At 63.6% G+C, this 16,175-nt stretch carries 17 protein-coding genes and 1 tRNA gene; 15 read left to right on the top strand and 3 right to left on the bottom strand.

Annotated elements, in window-relative coordinates; all coding sequences use genetic code 11:
* Window positions 1–10 precede the first annotated feature (10 nt).
* The 9 genes from GPA21_RS14130 (at window position 11) to GPA21_RS14090 (ending at window position 7,363) form a co-directional block, all read left to right on the top strand.
* Window positions 11–166: a TonB C-terminal domain-containing protein gene (locus tag GPA21_RS14130; RefSeq protein ID WP_339379910.1), complete on the top strand. Its 156-nt coding sequence runs from the start codon at window positions 11–13 to the stop codon at window positions 164–166.
* A 423-nt stretch (window positions 167–589) separates the two neighbouring features.
* The gene (gene tolB, locus GPA21_RS14125; protein ID WP_168988781.1) at window positions 590–1,870 is read left to right on the top strand and encodes a Tol-Pal system beta propeller repeat protein TolB; all 1,281 of its coding nucleotides are present in this window, start codon (window positions 590–592) and stop codon (window positions 1,868–1,870) included.
* A 66-nt stretch (window positions 1,871–1,936) separates the two neighbouring features.
* Window positions 1,937–2,449 (top strand): peptidoglycan-associated lipoprotein Pal, encoded by a 513-nt coding sequence (pal, locus tag GPA21_RS14120; protein WP_168988780.1) that lies wholly within the window; start codon window positions 1,937–1,939, stop codon window positions 2,447–2,449.
* Window positions 2,449–3,147, top strand: coding sequence for a tol-pal system protein YbgF (gene ybgF / locus GPA21_RS14115; RefSeq protein WP_168988779.1), 699 nt, complete (start codon window positions 2,449–2,451; stop codon window positions 3,145–3,147). Before pal ends, ybgF begins: the two co-directional genes overlap by 1 nt.
* A complete protein-coding gene (gene queE / locus GPA21_RS14110; protein WP_168988778.1) occupies window positions 3,137–3,832 on the top strand; it encodes a 7-carboxy-7-deazaguanine synthase QueE in 696 nt (231 codons plus the stop codon). Before ybgF ends, queE begins: the two co-directional genes overlap by 11 nt.
* Window positions 3,833–3,873: 41 nt before the next feature.
* Window positions 3,874–4,554 (top strand): 7-cyano-7-deazaguanine synthase QueC, encoded by a 681-nt coding sequence (gene queC / locus GPA21_RS14105; RefSeq protein WP_168988777.1) that lies wholly within the window; start codon window positions 3,874–3,876, stop codon window positions 4,552–4,554.
* Between the two features lie 64 nt (window positions 4,555–4,618).
* A complete protein-coding gene (locus GPA21_RS14100; RefSeq protein WP_168988776.1) occupies window positions 4,619–5,728 on the top strand; it encodes a YeeE/YedE family protein in 1,110 nt (369 codons plus the stop codon).
* Window positions 5,729–5,800: 72 nt separating this feature from the next.
* A tRNA-Lys gene (locus tag GPA21_RS14095) sits at window positions 5,801–5,876 on the top strand.
* Between the two features lie 188 nt (window positions 5,877–6,064).
* A complete protein-coding gene (locus GPA21_RS14090) occupies window positions 6,065–7,363 on the top strand; it encodes an META domain-containing protein (protein ID WP_168988775.1) in 1,299 nt (432 codons plus the stop codon).
* Here GPA21_RS14090 and GPA21_RS14085 read toward each other — a convergent pair.
* Genes GPA21_RS14085 through GPA21_RS14075 form a run of 3 tightly spaced genes read right to left on the bottom strand, consistent with a single transcriptional unit; the run spans window position 7,360 to window position 12,131 of the window.
* A complete protein-coding gene (locus GPA21_RS14085) occupies window positions 7,360–8,577 on the bottom strand; it encodes an osmoprotectant NAGGN system M42 family peptidase (protein WP_168988774.1) in 1,218 nt (405 codons plus the stop codon). The genes GPA21_RS14090 and GPA21_RS14085 overlap by 4 nt on opposite strands.
* Before the next feature lie 16 nt (window positions 8,578–8,593).
* Window positions 8,594–10,327 carry an N-acetylglutaminylglutamine synthetase gene (ngg, locus tag GPA21_RS14080; protein ID WP_168988773.1) on the bottom strand — a complete coding sequence of 578 codons (1,734 nt, stop codon included), beginning with the start codon at window positions 10,325–10,327 and terminating at the stop codon, window positions 8,594–8,596.
* Window positions 10,328–10,349: 22 nt separating this feature from the next.
* The gene (locus tag GPA21_RS14075; protein WP_168988772.1) at window positions 10,350–12,131 is read right to left on the bottom strand and encodes an N-acetylglutaminylglutamine amidotransferase; all 1,782 of its coding nucleotides are present in this window, start codon (window positions 12,129–12,131) and stop codon (window positions 10,350–10,352) included.
* A 364-nt stretch (window positions 12,132–12,495) separates the two neighbouring features.
* Here GPA21_RS14075 and thiL point away from each other — a divergent pair, with 364 nt between their 5' ends.
* The 6 genes from thiL to GPA21_RS14045 all read left to right on the top strand — a co-directional run.
* A complete protein-coding gene (gene thiL, locus GPA21_RS14070; protein WP_168988771.1) occupies window positions 12,496–13,458 on the top strand; it encodes a thiamine-phosphate kinase in 963 nt (320 codons plus the stop codon).
* Window positions 13,455–13,946, top strand: coding sequence for a phosphatidylglycerophosphatase A family protein (locus GPA21_RS14065; RefSeq protein WP_168988770.1), 492 nt, complete (start codon window positions 13,455–13,457; stop codon window positions 13,944–13,946). The genes thiL and GPA21_RS14065 overlap by 4 nt, the downstream gene beginning before the upstream one ends.
* Window positions 13,943–14,440 (top strand): CinA family protein, encoded by a 498-nt coding sequence (locus tag GPA21_RS14060; RefSeq protein WP_339379909.1) that lies wholly within the window; start codon window positions 13,943–13,945, stop codon window positions 14,438–14,440. The genes GPA21_RS14065 and GPA21_RS14060 overlap by 4 nt, the downstream gene beginning before the upstream one ends.
* Window positions 14,441–14,515: 75 nt before the next feature.
* Window positions 14,516–15,559 (top strand): recombinase RecA, encoded by a 1,044-nt coding sequence (gene recA / locus GPA21_RS14055; RefSeq protein ID WP_168988769.1) that lies wholly within the window; start codon window positions 14,516–14,518, stop codon window positions 15,557–15,559.
* Window positions 15,560–15,569: 10 nt separating this feature from the next.
* Window positions 15,570–16,019: a recombination regulator RecX gene (gene recX, locus GPA21_RS14050; protein WP_168988768.1), complete on the top strand. Its 450-nt coding sequence runs from the start codon at window positions 15,570–15,572 to the stop codon at window positions 16,017–16,019.
* A partial coding sequence (locus GPA21_RS14045) for an ATP-binding cassette domain-containing protein (RefSeq protein ID WP_168988767.1) occupies window positions 16,006–16,175 on the top strand: 170 nt, incomplete at its 3' end. The genes recX and GPA21_RS14045, both read left to right, overlap by 14 nt.

Here is a 16,175-nt window from a genome sequence, read left to right as displayed (position 1 = left end):
GGACGGCACCGTGACCAACGTGCGCATGATCCGTTCGTCCGGCTTCGCAACGCTCGACGACGCGATCGAACGTGCGATCCGTGTTTCGAGCCCGCTGCCGCTGCCATCGTCGCCGGAGCTGTTCCAGCGCGAGTTGCGCCTGCGTTTCCGCCCGCTCGAGGAATGAAGGCCTGACGCATCCGCTGCAATAGTCCAGGGAAGCACTGATTTATTTCCCCCGTTCGGGCTGAGCCTGCCGAAACCCTTGCTTTTCTGAGGAATACCCTTAGACAAGACTCTCCTGAGCGCAGCCGAGGGGCGCAGGGCGAACGGATTTGATCAGTGTTTCCTCAGGGCAGCCCTGAACCGCCGAAATACCTGTCGCGGCGACGCTTGCACCTCTGGCCAGCGCTGCCGCGAGCCTGAAGCGCCGAGGACCAGCGCGCTGGTTGCGCGACTGACCGAAAGGCGCGTAACGCAGTGCACCGATAATCGCGCAGACTCAAGAACCAATCTTGTAAAAAAAACTCTCAAGCTGCGGCTGCTTTGCACACGCCGCGAAGCCTGTCCAGTAGAATCTGCAACCTAAGACAAACCGGCCCGAAAGTTCATGAAAAAACTGCTGTTTCCGCTGCGAATGCTGCTCGCGACCGCTGCCCTGGCTTTGTCAGCCGTTGCACACGCACAGCTGTCGATCGAGATCACCGGCGCTGGTGCGACCCGCTATCCGGTCGCGATCCCAATGCTGGAGAACGAAGGGAGTCTGCCGCGCAGCATCTCCGACGTCGTGCGCAGCAATCTCGAGCGTAGCGGACTCTTCGCGCTGGTCGATACCGGCCTGCTGACCTTTCCCGAGTCGCAGTTGCCCGACATGCTGTTGCTGAGCGCTCGGGGCGCGCACGCGGTGCTCACCGGAACGGTCGAGCCGCTGGCCGACGGCCGGGTGGATGTAAGGGTGCGCCTGTTCGACGTGCAGAAAAACACGGAACTCGGTGCCATGGCACTGCGTACAGCACCGACGCAGAACCGCGTAACGGGTCACCGCATCTCCGACTTCGTGTACGAGAAGCTCACCGGCCTGCCCGGCTATTTTTCGACGCGGATCGCCTATGTCGTCAAGAGCGGCCCTCGTTTCGAGCTGCAAATCGCGGACGCGGACGGCATGAATCCGCAGACCGCGCTGGTTTCGCGCGAGCCGATCATATCCCCGGCCTGGGCGCCGGATGGCCAGCGCCTCGCCTACGTGTCCTTCGAATCCAAGAAGCCAGTCATCTACGTGCATGATCTGCCGACCGGACAGCGCAGCGTGGTTGCCAATTTCCGCGGCTCCAACTCCGCACCGGCGTGGTCGCCCGACGGTCAGCGCCTCGCAGTCACGCTGACCATCGACGGACCATCGCAGGTCTACGTAATCAATGCCGACGGCTCCGGGCTGAGGCGTCTGACCACCTCGAGCAGCATCGACACCGAACCGGCCTGGTCGCCCGACGGCCAGTGGATTTACTTCAGCTCCGACCGTGGCGGCGGCGCACAAATCTACCGTGTCGCACGCGACGGCGGCACCCCCGAGCGCGTCACCTTCGACGGCAACTACAACGTGACCCCGCGCATCTCTCCGGACGGCCGGAACATGATCTACGTCACCCGCACCAGTCGCGGCTTCCAGGTGTCGATCATGGACTTGCAAACCCGTCAGTCCATGGTGCTGACCGACTCGGTGCGCGACGAGTCACCGAGCTTCGCCCCCAATGGCCGAATGATTCTTTTCGCTTCGGAGAATGCTGGTCGCGGCGTGCTGTCGGCGGTCTCGTCCGACGGCCGCATCCGACAGCGTCTGTCCATCGAAGCAGCCGACGTGCGCGAACCCGCCTGGGGGCCCCTGCCACGCTGACCCGTTTTTTTTTGCTGTACAACCTCAACCCACGTAGTCCAACCTTTACCCATACTGGAAATGGAAATGAAGAAGCTCATTCTGCCGGCCCTCCTCTCAGCCCTGCTGGTCGCCTGCGGCGGAAAGGCAGGTCCTCAAACTGGTGCCGGCGTCGATGATCGCTCGGCAGGTGTTGCCACTGTGACTGCGCCGGGCGTGTCCGGCACCGGCATCGCGGCGCTCACCGACCCCAACAACATCCTCTCGCGTCGTAGTGTGTATTTCGACTTCGACCAGTTCGTCATCAAGCAGGAGTTCATCCCGCTGGTCGAGGCGCATGCGACTTTCCTGTCGCAGAACCCTGACATGCGCATGATGGTTCAAGGCAACACCGACGAGCGCGGCTCGCGCGAGTACAACCTGGCACTCGGCCAGAAGCGCGCCGAAGCGCTCAAGCAGGCACTGGTTCGTCTGGGCGCTCGCGCCAACCAGATCGAGTCGGTCAGCCTGGGTGAGGAAAAGCCGCGCTGCACCGAGCGCACCGAAAGCTGCTTCGCTGAGAACCGCCGCTCCGACATGCTTTACGCAGGCGAATTCTGATGAGAATACTGCTCCCGATCGCACTCGTCCTCGCCACGACGGCTCTGAACACCGCGCACGCTCAATTCGGCGGTTCCCGCCAATACAACGAGCTGCGCGAGGAGATGAACGCTCGCTTCGAGGCCAGCGGCCGGGGGCAGCTCGACCTGGCCAACCAGAACGAGCAGCTTCGCTCCGAAGTTGCAGGCCTGCGCGGCCAGGTCGAGGTCCTGTTGCATGAGATCGAACAACTGAAACAGCGCCAGCGCGACTTCTATGTCGACCTGGACGATCGCATTCGCGGACTTGAGGGTCATGGCGGTGTGGCTGCGGGTCCGGGCGACCCGGCGGCTGAAGCCAGCGCCTATGAAGCCGCGCTCAACCTTCTCAAGGAAGGCAAGCACACCGAGTCACTGGCTGCCTTCGAAGCCTTCATCAGCGAACATCCGCGCAGCGAGATGCTACCCGGCGCGAACTTCTGGGCGGGCAATGCCGCACTTCAGGCCCGCGAGATCGTCTCCGCGCGCAGCTTCTTCAATACCGTCATAAGCAACTGGCCGAACGACGCAATCGCGCCGGACGCCATGCTTGGGCTGGCCAACAGCCTGCGTCTGATGGGCGAAGCCCGCCAGTCCGAGGACACGTTGCGCCGCATCCTCGAGCGCTATCCGGATAGCTCCGCCGCCCAGGTGGCCAGCCAGCGCCTCAGTGGTCAGTAAGGTCCTCACGCGCGCCGAACCAAGGCCAACCGGCTCGACGCGCAGCACCACTCTTCGGGTCAGCGAGGTATTCGCGTCCATTCAAGGCGAATCGTCGCGCATCGGCTTGCCCACGGTCTTCGTCCGTCTGACCGGGTGTCCGCTACGCTGCGTGTGGTGCGACACCGAGTACGCATTCACCGGCGGCCGCAATCGTCCGATCGACGAGCTGGTCGAGGAAATCCGCGGTTTCGGCATTCCCACGATCTGCGTCACCGGAGGCGAACCACTGGCGCAGAAGGAATGCCGTACGCTGCTGCGTACCCTTTGCGATGCCGGCTTTTCGGTATCGCTTGAGACGAGTGGCGCACTCGACATCGACGGTATCGACGCGCGAGTGGCGCGAATCGTCGATCTCAAGGCGCCCGGATCGGGCGAATGCGAACGAAACCGGCTCGAGAACATCGCATTGCTGCGGCCGACCGATGAAGTCAAGTTCGTGCTCGCTGATGAGACCGACTATGCATGGGCCAAGCGAATGATCATCGAGCACCGGCTCGGCGAGCGCTGTCCGGTGCTGATGTCGCCGGTGCACGGGAGCCTCGACCCGACCGCCCTCGCCGAACTCATCGTGCAGGACCGCTTGCCGGTTCGCTTCCAGATGCAGTTGCACAAGATTCTGTGGGCCGACGCACGCGGCAAGTGACCCGACGGTGCGCTACCGTCCCTAGCGAAAGACCAGCCGACATGAACGACCGAAAACCCGCGGTGATCCTGCTTTCCGGAGGCCTGGACTCCACCACCTGTCTCGCAATTGCCGCAGCCGAAGGCTTCGCCTGTCACGCACTTTCTGTAGCCTACGGCCAACGCCACGCGGCAGAACTGACTGCGTCGGTACGTATCGCCGAGGCAATGGGTGCAGTCGAGCATCGTATTGCCAGCGTGAGCCTCGGCCAGTTCGGCGGCTCGGCACTCACCGACGCGGCGATCGATGTACCGACCGCGGGCGAATCGACCGGCATCCCCACGACTTATGTCCCGGCACGCAACACCATTATGCTGTCGATGGCGTTGGGCTGGGCGGAAGTGCTTGGCGCCGACGACATTTTCATCGGCGTAAACGCGGTCGATTACTCGGGCTACCCCGACTGCCGTCCTGCCTTCATCCGCGCCTTTGAAACCATGGCGAACCTCGCCACCAAGCGTGGCGTGGAAGGGCGGAGCATGCACATCCATGCGCCGCTCATGCACCTGACCAAAGCGCAGATCGTTCAGAGAGGAATGGAGTTGGATATCGATTACGCGCTGACCGTCTCCTGCTACCAGGCTGACGACAAGGGACGCGCCTGCGGCAAGTGCGACGCCTGCGCGCTGCGCCGTGCAGGCTTCGAGGCCGCCGGCGTTGCCGACCCGACACGATACGCTTGAGCCAGGAAGTCACAGCAACCGCTGCTGTTAAACTAATCGATTAGCTGTTTCGCTCACGCCAGCCATGCTCGACGAACCCATCATCGCCGCCTCCACCATCGCCTGGGCCGCTTTCGTACTCGGCCTCGTTTTCGGTTTCGTCGGCAACAAGACTAACTTCTGCACCTTGGGCGCGGTATCCGACGTCGTGAACATGGGCGACTGGACGCGGATGCGGATGTGGCTGCTCGCCATCGCAGTGGCGATCATCGGCACCAGCGCACTGCAATTGGCAGGCCTGTTCGACGCCTCCCAATCCATCTACACCGGCAGCCGGCTGACCTGGTTCTCGAACCTGCTCGGAGGGCTGTTGTTCGGGGTCGGCATGACTCTCGCCTCCGGTTGCGGCAGCAAAACGCTGATCCGAATCGGCGGCGGCAACCTCAAGTCGCTCGTCGTGTTCCTGTTCCTCGGCTTCTCGGCCTACATGACGATCAGGGGGCTGTTTGGGGTGTGGCGCATAAGCTTTATCGACTCGGTCAACGTCCAGCTTTCCACCGGTCAGGATCTGCCCTCCATTATGGCCGGCCTCGGCATGGACCACAGCACCGCGTTACTGATCGCCACGCTGCTGATCGGCGGCGGCCTGCTCGCTTTTGTCCTTTCCAGCCGGGAAGGCCGCAGCAGCGACGTATTGCTTGGCGCCCTCGTCATAGGCGGACTGTCGGTCGCCGGCTGGTATCTCACCGGCCACATCGGCTACGTGGAAGAACACCCACGAACGCTGCAGGAAGCCTTCATCGGCACCAACAGCGGTCGCGCCGAATCCTTCAGTTTCGTCGCTCCGGTCGCCTACACCATGGAACTGCTGATGCTGTGGACCGATACGAGCCGGATCGTCACATTCGGCATCGCCGGCACAGTTGGGGTCATCGCAGGCTCTGCGATCTACGCCCTGATCTCCGGCACCTTCCGGCTTGAAGGCTTTCACCAGACCGACGATCTCATCCGTCACCTGGTCGGAGCGATGCTGATGGGTTTCGGTGGCGTCACCGCGCTCGGCTGCACCATTGGCCAGGGCATTACCGGCTTCTCTACCCTGGCGCTTGGCTCGATCCTCACCTTCGCTGCAATCGTTGCCGGCGCGACGATCACCATGAAGATCCAGTACTGGCTGATGATGCGGGAAACCTGAGCCTGCTGCACTGCACCCAAAGCATGTTGACCCGCAATTCGCCTGTGCATATAATTGCGGTCTTTCGCGGATGGGTCGTTAGCTCAGTTGGTAGAGCAGCGGACTTTTAATCCGTTGGTCGCTGGTTCGAGCCCAGCACGGCCTACCAAAAATCTCGCGAAGAAAAAGCAGACAGCCCAGCCGCCCGGTTGGGCTTTTTGCTTTTTGCAGTCCGCAGGCATGTCGGGACGCATCAAGCCGCTGCCGACGCGCGGCGGATGCCCTGGCAAGTCGTTCGTTTATCATTTCAATCGTTCCATCGATGACGAACGCAGGCTTGCAAAGGAGTTCGCTACCATGCTCCCAGAAATCCGTCTTCACCCCCTCATGGCCCTTCTCCTGCTCGCACTGGTCGGGTGTGCAACGACGCAAGATGGGGCGGATGGGGCGCGCCTCGAGCTCTCCGGCCGTTTGATTCATCTCGACCGCATGGCGATGCCGCCACAGGCGACTGCGCTCGTCCAGGTGCGCGCATTCACCCCGGACGGCGTCGAGGTGATCGCCAGCAGCGAGCAGGCACTGGGCGGCCGGCAGGTGCCGATACCTTTCACGGCCGTCGCACCGGCACGGACTGGGACAGCTGCCGAGGTCGTCGAACTGCGCGCCGCAGTGGAACTCGACGGGCGAATCATCCGCGCATCCGAACCGGTCCCGGTCTTTGCCCGGTCCGGCGAGGTCGACGTCGGCGAGATCATGCTCCACCAGTTCAACGCACTTTCGTTCGGCACCGCCTTCGATTGCGGCGGCACCGAAGTAGTGTTCGGTGAGATCGGTGAACACCCCGTTATGCGGGTCGATGTCGAACAGTTCTCGATGCGCCAGACCCGTTCCGCTTCGGGAGTGCGTTATGAGGCCGTCGGCGACCCGGCCACGGTGCTTCACGCCAAGGGAAGCAATGCGGTGGTGAGCGTGAGGGGCGAGACACTCGCCGAATGCGCGATGGCGAGCAAACCCGCCCAGCCTTTCCGTGCCACAGGAAACGAGCCGCCCTGGATTGCGACGATCGACACCGACACGCTCACCCTGGTCACCGAATACGGCGCGCAGACGCGCAGCATCGCGCTTCTCGACACCCAGCAGAGCGGCTCCGTCACACGCTACCGGGCTTCGGACGGGGAGCTTGCCCTGGTGATGACGGCAAGCCGCGGCGTATGCCATGACAGCATGAGCGGCATGCCCCACCCCTACTCGGTCGATCTGGCCAGCGCTCAGGGCGTGCTGCGCGGTTGCGGTGGAAGCCCCATGGACTTGCTCGCAGGCAAGGAGTGGGAAATCACCCGGCTGAACGATGCAGTCCCGTTGAGCGATTCGCGCATCACGCTGCGTTTCTTGCCTGAAGATGGCAGGGTGGCAGGCGGCACCTCATGCAACCGCTACAACGCCGCCTTCGAGCTTTCCGGCGAAAGCCTGAGCTTCTCGCGGGCAGCGAGCACGATGATGGCTTGCCCTGAGCCCGTGATGAGGCAGGAACGTAAATTCCATCGCGTACTGGCCGGCATCAACGCCTTCGATATCGACGGCGCGGGCATGCTCGTGCTGATCGGCAGCGAGGGCCGCCTGTTCGCGAGACCAATGCCGATCGAAGACTCGAACTAAAGCTGATCGTGTCCACACTGCGACTCTTCGTCGCCCTCCAGTGAGAGGAATTCACCCGGCTCGGGCAGCGGTGAGGACGGCAGCACCATGTCCTCGGGGCGCAGTTGCTCGGTAAAGCCTTCCAGCGAGCCGAGCGTCGTGCAATCCCTTGCGGCAACCGGTTCGCTCATCATGTAGGCGAGTACCAGACGGGTGAGCGCCTCGAGCGCGTCGCGGTGCGTGCGTTCGCGGCCATGGGAAGCATCCGCGCCGAAGCCGATCAGCGCGGTTCGGATGTCATTGCCTGCCTCGACCGCGGCTGCCGAATCCGAGCGGTAGTATTTGAACACGTCCCGCCGATGAGCGATGCCGTGTTCCTTCGCCAACGAGATCAGCTTGTGCGAGAGGTGATAGTCGAAGGGGCCGGACATGTCCTGCATGCAGATCGTCGCCGAATGTTCCGAAGTGTTCTGGCCGGGGGCGGCAATCGAAATGTCCAGACTCACCATCTCGGCGATGTCGCCGTGCAGAGCAGCAGACGAGCCCGAGCCGACTTCCTCGGTGATGGTCAGCAGGGGATGAACGTCCACCGGCAAAGGCAATCCATGATCGCGCACCGCCTTGCAGGCGGTCAGCAGCGCAGCCACCGCCGCCTTGTCGTCCAGGTACAGGGAGTTGATGTAGCCATTGGGCTGAATCTCCGGCTGCGGGTCGAAGGCAATCCAGTCGCCAACATTGATACCGGCGGCCTCGAGATCCGCACGCGTGCTCGCCGGCGCATCGACCCTGACTTCCACATGTTCCCAGCCCACTGGCTGGGTGTCGACTTCGCCGCCAAAGGCATGGCCGGAGGTTTTCAGCGGCAGACAGGTGCCGCGCAGATGGCCATCGTCGGTAAAGATGGTCAGCCGGGAACCCTCGGCGAATCGCGCCGACCAGTGACCGATGGGTGCGATCGCGAGTTTACCGTTGGACTTGAGCTCGCGCACCATGGCACCGAGCGTATCGAGGTGGGCGACGACGGCACGTGCCGGCTTTGACTCCCGCCCTCGCAAGGTCGCTCTGATCGCGCCGCGCCGGGTGAGCTCGTAGGGAATGCCCAAGGCTGCGAAACGATGTGCGGTGTAACGCACCGCCGCATCGGTGAGACCGACCGGGCTGGGAATCGCCAGAAGCTGCAACAGGGTTTCTTCGAGGTAGTCGTAATCAATGCCGGGGAGAATGGCTGGGGTCATGTTTTTCTTGTCCTCCTCATGTTTTCTGATCAGCGGTGTTGGGGAAGAGCAGATCAACAAAGCGCCGGGCAGTTGGTTGAGGTTCGTGGTTGGCGAGGCCCGGCCGTTCGTTGGCCTCGATGATCACGTAATCCGGCCCGTCCACCTTCGGCACCAGAAAATCGAGACCGGTCACCGGTATATCGAGAATGCGCGCGGCGTGTTCGGCGGCATCGCGTAGCGCGGGGTGAAGCCGCTCGGTGACATCGTGGATCGTGCCGCCGGTGTGGAGATTGGCAGTGTTGCGCACGGTGATGCGAATGTCCGCAGGAGGCACGTCCTCCAGCGCATGGCCCTGCTCGGCGAGGCAGCGCAGGGTTTCATCGTCGACCGGAATACGGGATTCGCCACCGGTCGCCGCCTGTCGGCGTCGGCTCTGTTTTCGGATCAGCGCTGCCACACTGGAGCGTCCGTCTGTCACGATGACCGGCGGACGGCGCACCGCAGCCGCGACCACCTTGTGGTTGATGACGACGATTCTCAGGTCCTCGCCCGCGCAATACTGCTCGAGGATGACCCGATCGCAGAACGCACGAGCACGCTCGACCGCCGCCGAGACCTCCTCCGGCGTCTGCAGATTGACGCTGATACCCTTTCCCTGCTCGCCCTCGACCGGTTTTACGACGACCGCACCCACATCCGCGAGAAACCTGGCACGGCCGTCTGGTGAATCCGCATCGGCCTGCAAAGGCACCTTCAATCCGGCCTCTGCGAGCAGCTTCAAAGTCACGCGCTTGTCCTGGCAACGACTCATCGCAATCGCGCTCGTGAGTTCGGATAGCGATTCGCGGCAGACGATGCTGCGGCCACCGAGCGTGAGACGAAAATAGCCGTTTTCGGCGTCGATCACCTCGACATGAATGCCACGCATCCGCGCTTCGTCGGTGATCAGACGGGCATACGGATTCAGGGCATCCAGGCCGTCTGCCGGACCCATGAACAGATTCTCGTTAATCGCGTTGCGTCGTTTCACCGCGAACGCCGGAATCCGCTGAAAGCCCAGCTTCTCGTACAAGGCGATTGCCTGTTCGTTGTCGTGCAGCACTGACACGTCCATCCATGCCCGCCCACGCGCGTGATAGTGCTCCGCGAGATAGCGCACCAGTGCCTCGCCTATCCCCGGATGCGTCGCCTGCGGCGCGACCGCCAGCGCCCAGAGACTGCTGCCATGCTGAGGATCGGCGAAGGCCTCTGCATGATCCAGCCCCATCGCGACGCCGACGACATCGCCACTGGCGCGGTCTTCGGCGAGCGCATAGGTGATGCTGCGACTCGCGCGTGCAGCCCAAACCCTCCGGGTATCGACCGCGACCATGTTGCGCGCGCGGTATAGCGCGTTGATCGCCGCAACGTCGGTGCGGGTGCGCAGGCGGCGGACCGTGAAGCCCCGGCGCGAGGCGCTACCGGTGCGATAGGACGACAGGTCGAGGCGCAGGGCATCGGAAGGATCGAGAAAGAGCTGTTGCGGTGCCTGGGCGACGACAACCTGAGGTTTTTCGACATAGAACGCGATGTCTCGCTGCCCGGGTCTCTCGTTGAGCAGTTCCGCGGCGAGCCGTGCCGGGTCGCGCCAGGTTTGCGCTGGCAGCCACCGCCCCCAACCGCACTCGACGATGATCTCATCAGGCATCGCCCGCATCTCGGGCTGACCGGGCTGCAGATGAAGCGGCCTGCGCCCCGCGCGGAGCGCCTGCGCGACATGCTTTCTCATGAGCGTGATCTCCGCCAGGTCGTCAATGCGACGCACCTGAATGGGTCTGCAACCACCATTCGAGCAATCCGAGCTGCCAGAGCTTGGACCCCCGCAAGGGCGTGATGTGGGCGCCGGGATCGGAAAGCAGCATGTCAACGTAGTCGCGGCGGAACAACCCGCGCTCGCGCGCCGCCTGGCTGTTGAGCGCGTCGCGGACCCGCTCGAGTACCGAGCCCTGAAGATACTTCAGCGCGGGCACCGGGAAATAGCCCTTTGGGCGATCAATTACCGCCGCCGGAATCACCTTGCGCGCCGCCTCCTTGAGCACCCCCTTGCCGCCATGTGCAAGCTTGTGCCGGGCAGGAATACGCGCTGCCAGTTCGACCAGTTCGTGATCCAGGAAAGGCACGCGCGCCTCCAGCCCGAAGGCCATCGTCATGTTGTCCACCCGTTTCACCGGATCGTCGACGAGCATCACCGTGGTATCCAGTCGCAAGGCCTTGTCCACCGGGTCGCTCGCGCCCGGCGCCGCGAAGCGCTCGGCGACGAAAGCGGCCGATTCATCGCCGGCCAGCCATTCGGACGACACCACCCGGGTGTATTCGTCGAAGTCGCGGTCGCGGAAGGCGGCGAGATAGTCGGCTACCGGTTGTGCGCTGCCGTCGAGCCTTGGGTACCAGTGGTAGCCACCGAAGACTTCATCGGCTCCTTGCCCGCTTTGCACCACCTTGCTGTGACGCGATACCGCCTCTGACAACAGGTAAAAGCCGATGCAATCATGGCTGACCATCGGCTCGCTCATCGCATGCACCGCCTCGGGCAGGCGCGCGAGCAAATCCGACTCGGGCACGAAAATGCGTTCGTGAATGGTGCCGAAGCGGTTGGCCACGATGTCGGCATATTCGAATTCGTTGCCCTTTTCGCCGCCGACATCCTCGAAGCCGACGTTGTAGGTCCGCAGATCCGTGACGCCCGCCTCGGCCATCAGACCGACGATCAGGCTCGAATCGACACCGCCCGAGAGCAGCGCGCCTACCGGCACGTCCGCGACCAGGCGTCGCTTGACCGCGGCCCGCAAGCCTTCGAGCAGGATCTCCGTCCATTCCTCAAAGCTGCGCCCCTCGTCCTCGGCCGCCTGCGGATAGGCGAGCGACCAGAAGGTGCGCTCACTGCGTCTGCCGTCAGCCTCGATGCGCATCAAGGTGCCAGGCGCGAGCTTTCGCACCCCCTTGTACATCGTCATCGGCGCCGGCACGACGGCGTGAAATGAAAGATAGAAGTTCAGGGCCTGGGCGTCGATCGTTGTGTCGACGTCTCCGGCATCGAGCAGCGCGGGCAGCGACGAAGCAAATCGCAACCCGCCGGAGGAAGGCGCGTAATAGAGCGGCTTGATGCCAAGCCGGTCACGCCCCAGCAGCAACCTGCCGCTGTCCCGCTCCCAGATCGCGAAGGCGAACATGCCGTTGAGTCGCTTCACGAAATCCTCACCCCAGGCGTGATAAGCCTTGAGCAGGACTTCGGTGTCGCCATGCGAATAGAAAACGTAGCCCAGCCCCTCGAGCTCCTTGCGCAACTCGGGATGATTGTAGATCGCCCCGTTGAACACAATGCCCATGCCGAGAGAAGGGTCGAACATCGGCTGCTGCGCCGACTCGGACAAATCCATGATCTTCAGCCGACGATGCCCGAAGGCATGGCCGGCCTGCGCAAAGACGCCGCCACTGTCCGGCCCTCGCCGCCGCTGGCGAGCGTTCATCCGCGCCAGTGCTGCCAGATCCGGCTCGCGACCGTCGAATCGCAGTTCGCCTGCTATGCCACACATGCATCTTCTCCTTGATTTGGATAAGTTTTTATTATAGCAAATACATTTTCGCAAACATTTCAACAGCTTCCGACACGCTACCAGCGGAGCGACTCGACGATGGCGGTGGCCCGGGATGCGACTTTGCCCGAGCGCATGCCGCTGTTGCCGAGCGTAGCGCCCGCGATCCCTGTTGTCTGAGGCCGAAGGCCGAGTTCAGGGATCGCAGCGAAGCGAGGCCTACAGCGGCAGCGCGAGCGGAACGGGCCGCCGCCATCGTCGGGGCGCGGATTCCCAGCAAGACCGATGCACATCATGATCCGTGTTTGCCCTGCCCCCACCCCTCGCGCTAAGCTCGGAACCTTGTCCACGCGTCCCGCCCACCATGGCATCCGAGTTCGAACTCATCCGCCGACACTTCACCCTGCCGACCCGCAACACCAGGCTGGGCGTCGGTGATGATGCCGCCCTGCTGGTACCACGCCCCGGCATGGAACTGGTCGTGACCAGTGACATGCTGGTGTCGGGCACGCACTTCTTCGCTGACACCGACCCGGTCGATCTGGGATGGAAAACCCTCGCGGTCAATGTGTCGGACATCGCCGCGATGGGTGCCGAACCGCGCTGGGCGTTTCTCGCGATCGCACTGCCTGCCGCGGATGAGGCATGGATTGCCGGCCTTGCCAAAGGCTTTGCCGAATGCGCCGAACGCTTCAGCATCGATCTGGCCGGCGGCGACACCACCCGCGGCCCGCTGACCCTGTCAGTGACCCTGATCGGCGAAGTGGCTGCCGGACGTGCAGTGCGCCGCGACGGAGCGAAGCCCGGCGAAGATTTGTGGGTAACCGGTACACCGGGACAGGCAACGCTCGGGCTTGCACACCTGCGCGGCGAACTTGCACTGCCCGCCGACACCGCCGCGATTTGCGTCGCCGCCCTGCACCGGCCCCAGCCCCGCGTCGAGGCAGGCCTGGCCCTCAACGGCATCGCCACTGCGATGCTCGACGTTTCGGACGGACTCCTGGGCGACCTCGGACACATCCTCGAACGCTCCGGCGTCGGGGCCGAAGTCGAGCTCGATTGCCTGCCGCATGCGCTCACTGGGGAGTGCGCCATTGCAGGCGATCGAATGCAGGACACCACACTGCGCGGCGGAGACGACTACGAGTTGCTGTTCACCGCACCGACCAGTCAACGAGGAGTCATCACGCGCCTGTCCGGTGACCTGGGCCTGCCCTTCACCCGGATCGGCGTGATCAGCAACGACGCCCGCGTCATCACCCTGATCGATTCGCAGGGCACACGCACCCGGACCAGCGCGCTCGGGTATGATCATTTCCGCGCATGAAACCGACCATCCCTTTTCTGCTCGCCCACCCCGCGCACTTCATCGCGCTGGGCTTCGGCTCCGGACTCTCGCCGCGTGCCCCCGGCACGGTCGGCACAATCCTGGGCTGGGCGCTCTACCCGCTCATCCGCACGCCGGTCTCGGACACGCTTTTTCTGCTGTTCCTCGCCGCATTCTTCGCCGCCGGCGTCATCGTTTGCGATCGCACCGGACGAGCACTGGGCGTTTCCGATCACGGCGCCATCGTCTGGGACGAAATGGTCGCAATCTGGCTGGTCCTATTCTTCACCCCGGCAACGCTGCTTTGGCAAGCGGTCGCAGTCGTCCTGTTCCGCATCTTCGACATTCTGAAACCGCCTCCGATTCGCTGGGCAGACCGCAAGCTCAAGGGCGGCTTCGGCGTCATGTTCGACGACTTGCTTGCCGCCGCTTTCGCGATCGCGGCGCTCTACATCCTGCTGCATTTCATCGCCGGCCAAACACTGTGAGTCCCGACACCACCGAGCTCGCGCTCGCACTCGGCAACGCGCTCGCGCAACGCGGGATGCGCCTGGCCACCGCCGAATCCTGCACCGGCGGTCGCATCGCAGGCGCCGTCACCGACATCGCCGGCAGCTCCGGCTGGTTCGATCGGGGCTTCGTCACCTACTCCAACGAGGCCAAATGCGACATGCTCGGAGTCGATCCGGTCACGATCGCGGCGCACGGTGCGGTGAGCGAGCAGACCGCAAGAGAGATGGCCGAGGGCGCGCTGAAGCGCAGTCTCGCAGATGTCAGCGTCGCGGTAACCGGCATCGCCGGGCCGGGTGGCGCGACCCCGACCAAACCCGTGGGAACGGTGTGTATCGCCTGGGCTCGTCGCGACCGTCCGACACGCAGCGAAACCCTCGTATTTGCGGGCGATCGCGAGGCGGTGCGGGCAAAAACCGTCATCCATGCGATGCAAGCGCTGCTCGCAGATTTGCGCGCAGGCGAATCCTGAAATCCTCAGTTCGCCGGCTGCGTGCATGCAATCTCTGTGCCATAATTCGCACTCGTTTTGAAAGGACACTACGACATGGATGAAAACAAGGCCAAGGCACTGGCAGCCGCGCTCTCCCAGATCGAAAAGCAGTTCGGCAAGGGCTCGATCATGCGCATGGGCGACGGGCACGTGGAGAAGGACATCCAGACCGTGTCTACCGGCTCGCTCGGCCTCGACATCGCGCTTGGTCTCGGCGGATTGCCGCGCGGCCGGGTCGTCGAGATCTACGGCCCCGAATCGTCCGGCAAGACCACGCTGACACTTCAGGTGATCGCCGAAATGCAAAAGCTCGGCGGCACCGCGGCCTTCATCGATGCCGAGCATGCGCTCGATGTCAGCTACGCCGAAAAACTCGGCGTGAACATCCAGGATCTGCTGATTTCCCAGCCCGACACCGGCGAGCAGGCACTCGAGATCGCCGACATGCTGGTCCGCTCCGGTGGAGTCGACATCGTGGTGATCGACTCGGTCGCTGCACTGACGCCCAAGGCCGAGATCGAAGGCGAGATGGGCGATCAGCTCCCCGGCCTGCAGGCCCGTCTGATGAGTCAGGCCTTGCGCAAACTCACCGCAAACATCAAACGCACCAACACGCTGGTGATCTTCATCAACCAGATCCGCATGAAGATCGGCGTGATGTTCGGCAGCCCGGAAACCACCACTGGCGGTAACGCGCTCAAGTTCTACTCTTCGGTGCGTCTCGACATCCGCCGCATCGGCACGATCAAGAGAGGCGACGAGGTGGTCGGCTCAGAGACCCGCTGCAAGGTGGTCAAGAACAAGGTGTCGCCCCCGTTCCGCGAGGCGATCTTCGACATTCTCTACGGCGAGGGCATTTCCCGCGAGGGCGAGATCATCGATCTCGGCGTGCAGCACAAGATCGTCGAAAAGTCCGGCTCCTGGTACGCCTACAACGGCGACAAGATCGGCCAGGGCAAGGACAACGTGCGCGAATTTCTGCGCAAGAACCCCGCGCTGGCACGCGAGATCGAGAATCGTGTCCGCAATGCCGTCGGCCTCCGGGAAATGCAGGCAATCAGCGCCGAGCCAGCCGAGCCGGCGCCGAGCGACGCCTGATCCGCACGACATGACGGACACGAGCCTGACCGGGCGGGCCATGCGTCTGCTCGCCAGACGCGAGCACTCGCGTGCCGAGCTGGCACGCAAGCTGGCGGCTCACGGCACCGACGAAGAAGTCGGTGCCGCGCTCGACCGTCTGTCCGAACTCGGCTTGCTGTCCGATCATCGCTTCGCCGAGGCCTGGCTGCGCAGCAAGGCCTCACGTTTCGGCATGCCGCGCCTTCGTCGCGACCTGATCCAGCGTGGCGTCGATCCGGACACGATCGACGATGCGCTCGAGGCCGAACCGCTGGAGAACGAGTACGAACGCGCTGGCCAGGTCTGGCGAACGCGTTTCGGCACCATCGCAGGTGACCACAAGGAATGGGCCCGGCAGGCCCGTTTCCTGCAGGGTCGGGGGTTTTCCACCGACGTCATCCGCAGGGTCTTGAGAGAGGCGCCCGATGAGTCTGCTTAAGGCGACCGGTCTCAAGAAGCGTTACAAGGCACGCACCGTCGTGAAGGACGTCGGCTTCGAAGTCGGCAGCGGCGAGGTGGTCGGCCTGCTCGGCCCGAACGGTGCAGGCAAGACAACCTGTTTCTACATGATCGTCGGCCTGGTGCGGGCCGACGG

Origin of the sequence: Azoarcus taiwanensis, assembly GCF_012910885.1 — a bacterium.
Taxonomy (GTDB): domain Bacteria; phylum Pseudomonadota; class Gammaproteobacteria; order Burkholderiales; family Rhodocyclaceae; genus Azoarcus_F; species Azoarcus_F taiwanensis.
The sequence above is the reverse complement of the archived record's forward strand: the minus strand, read 5'-3'. Positions and strand labels throughout refer to the sequence as shown.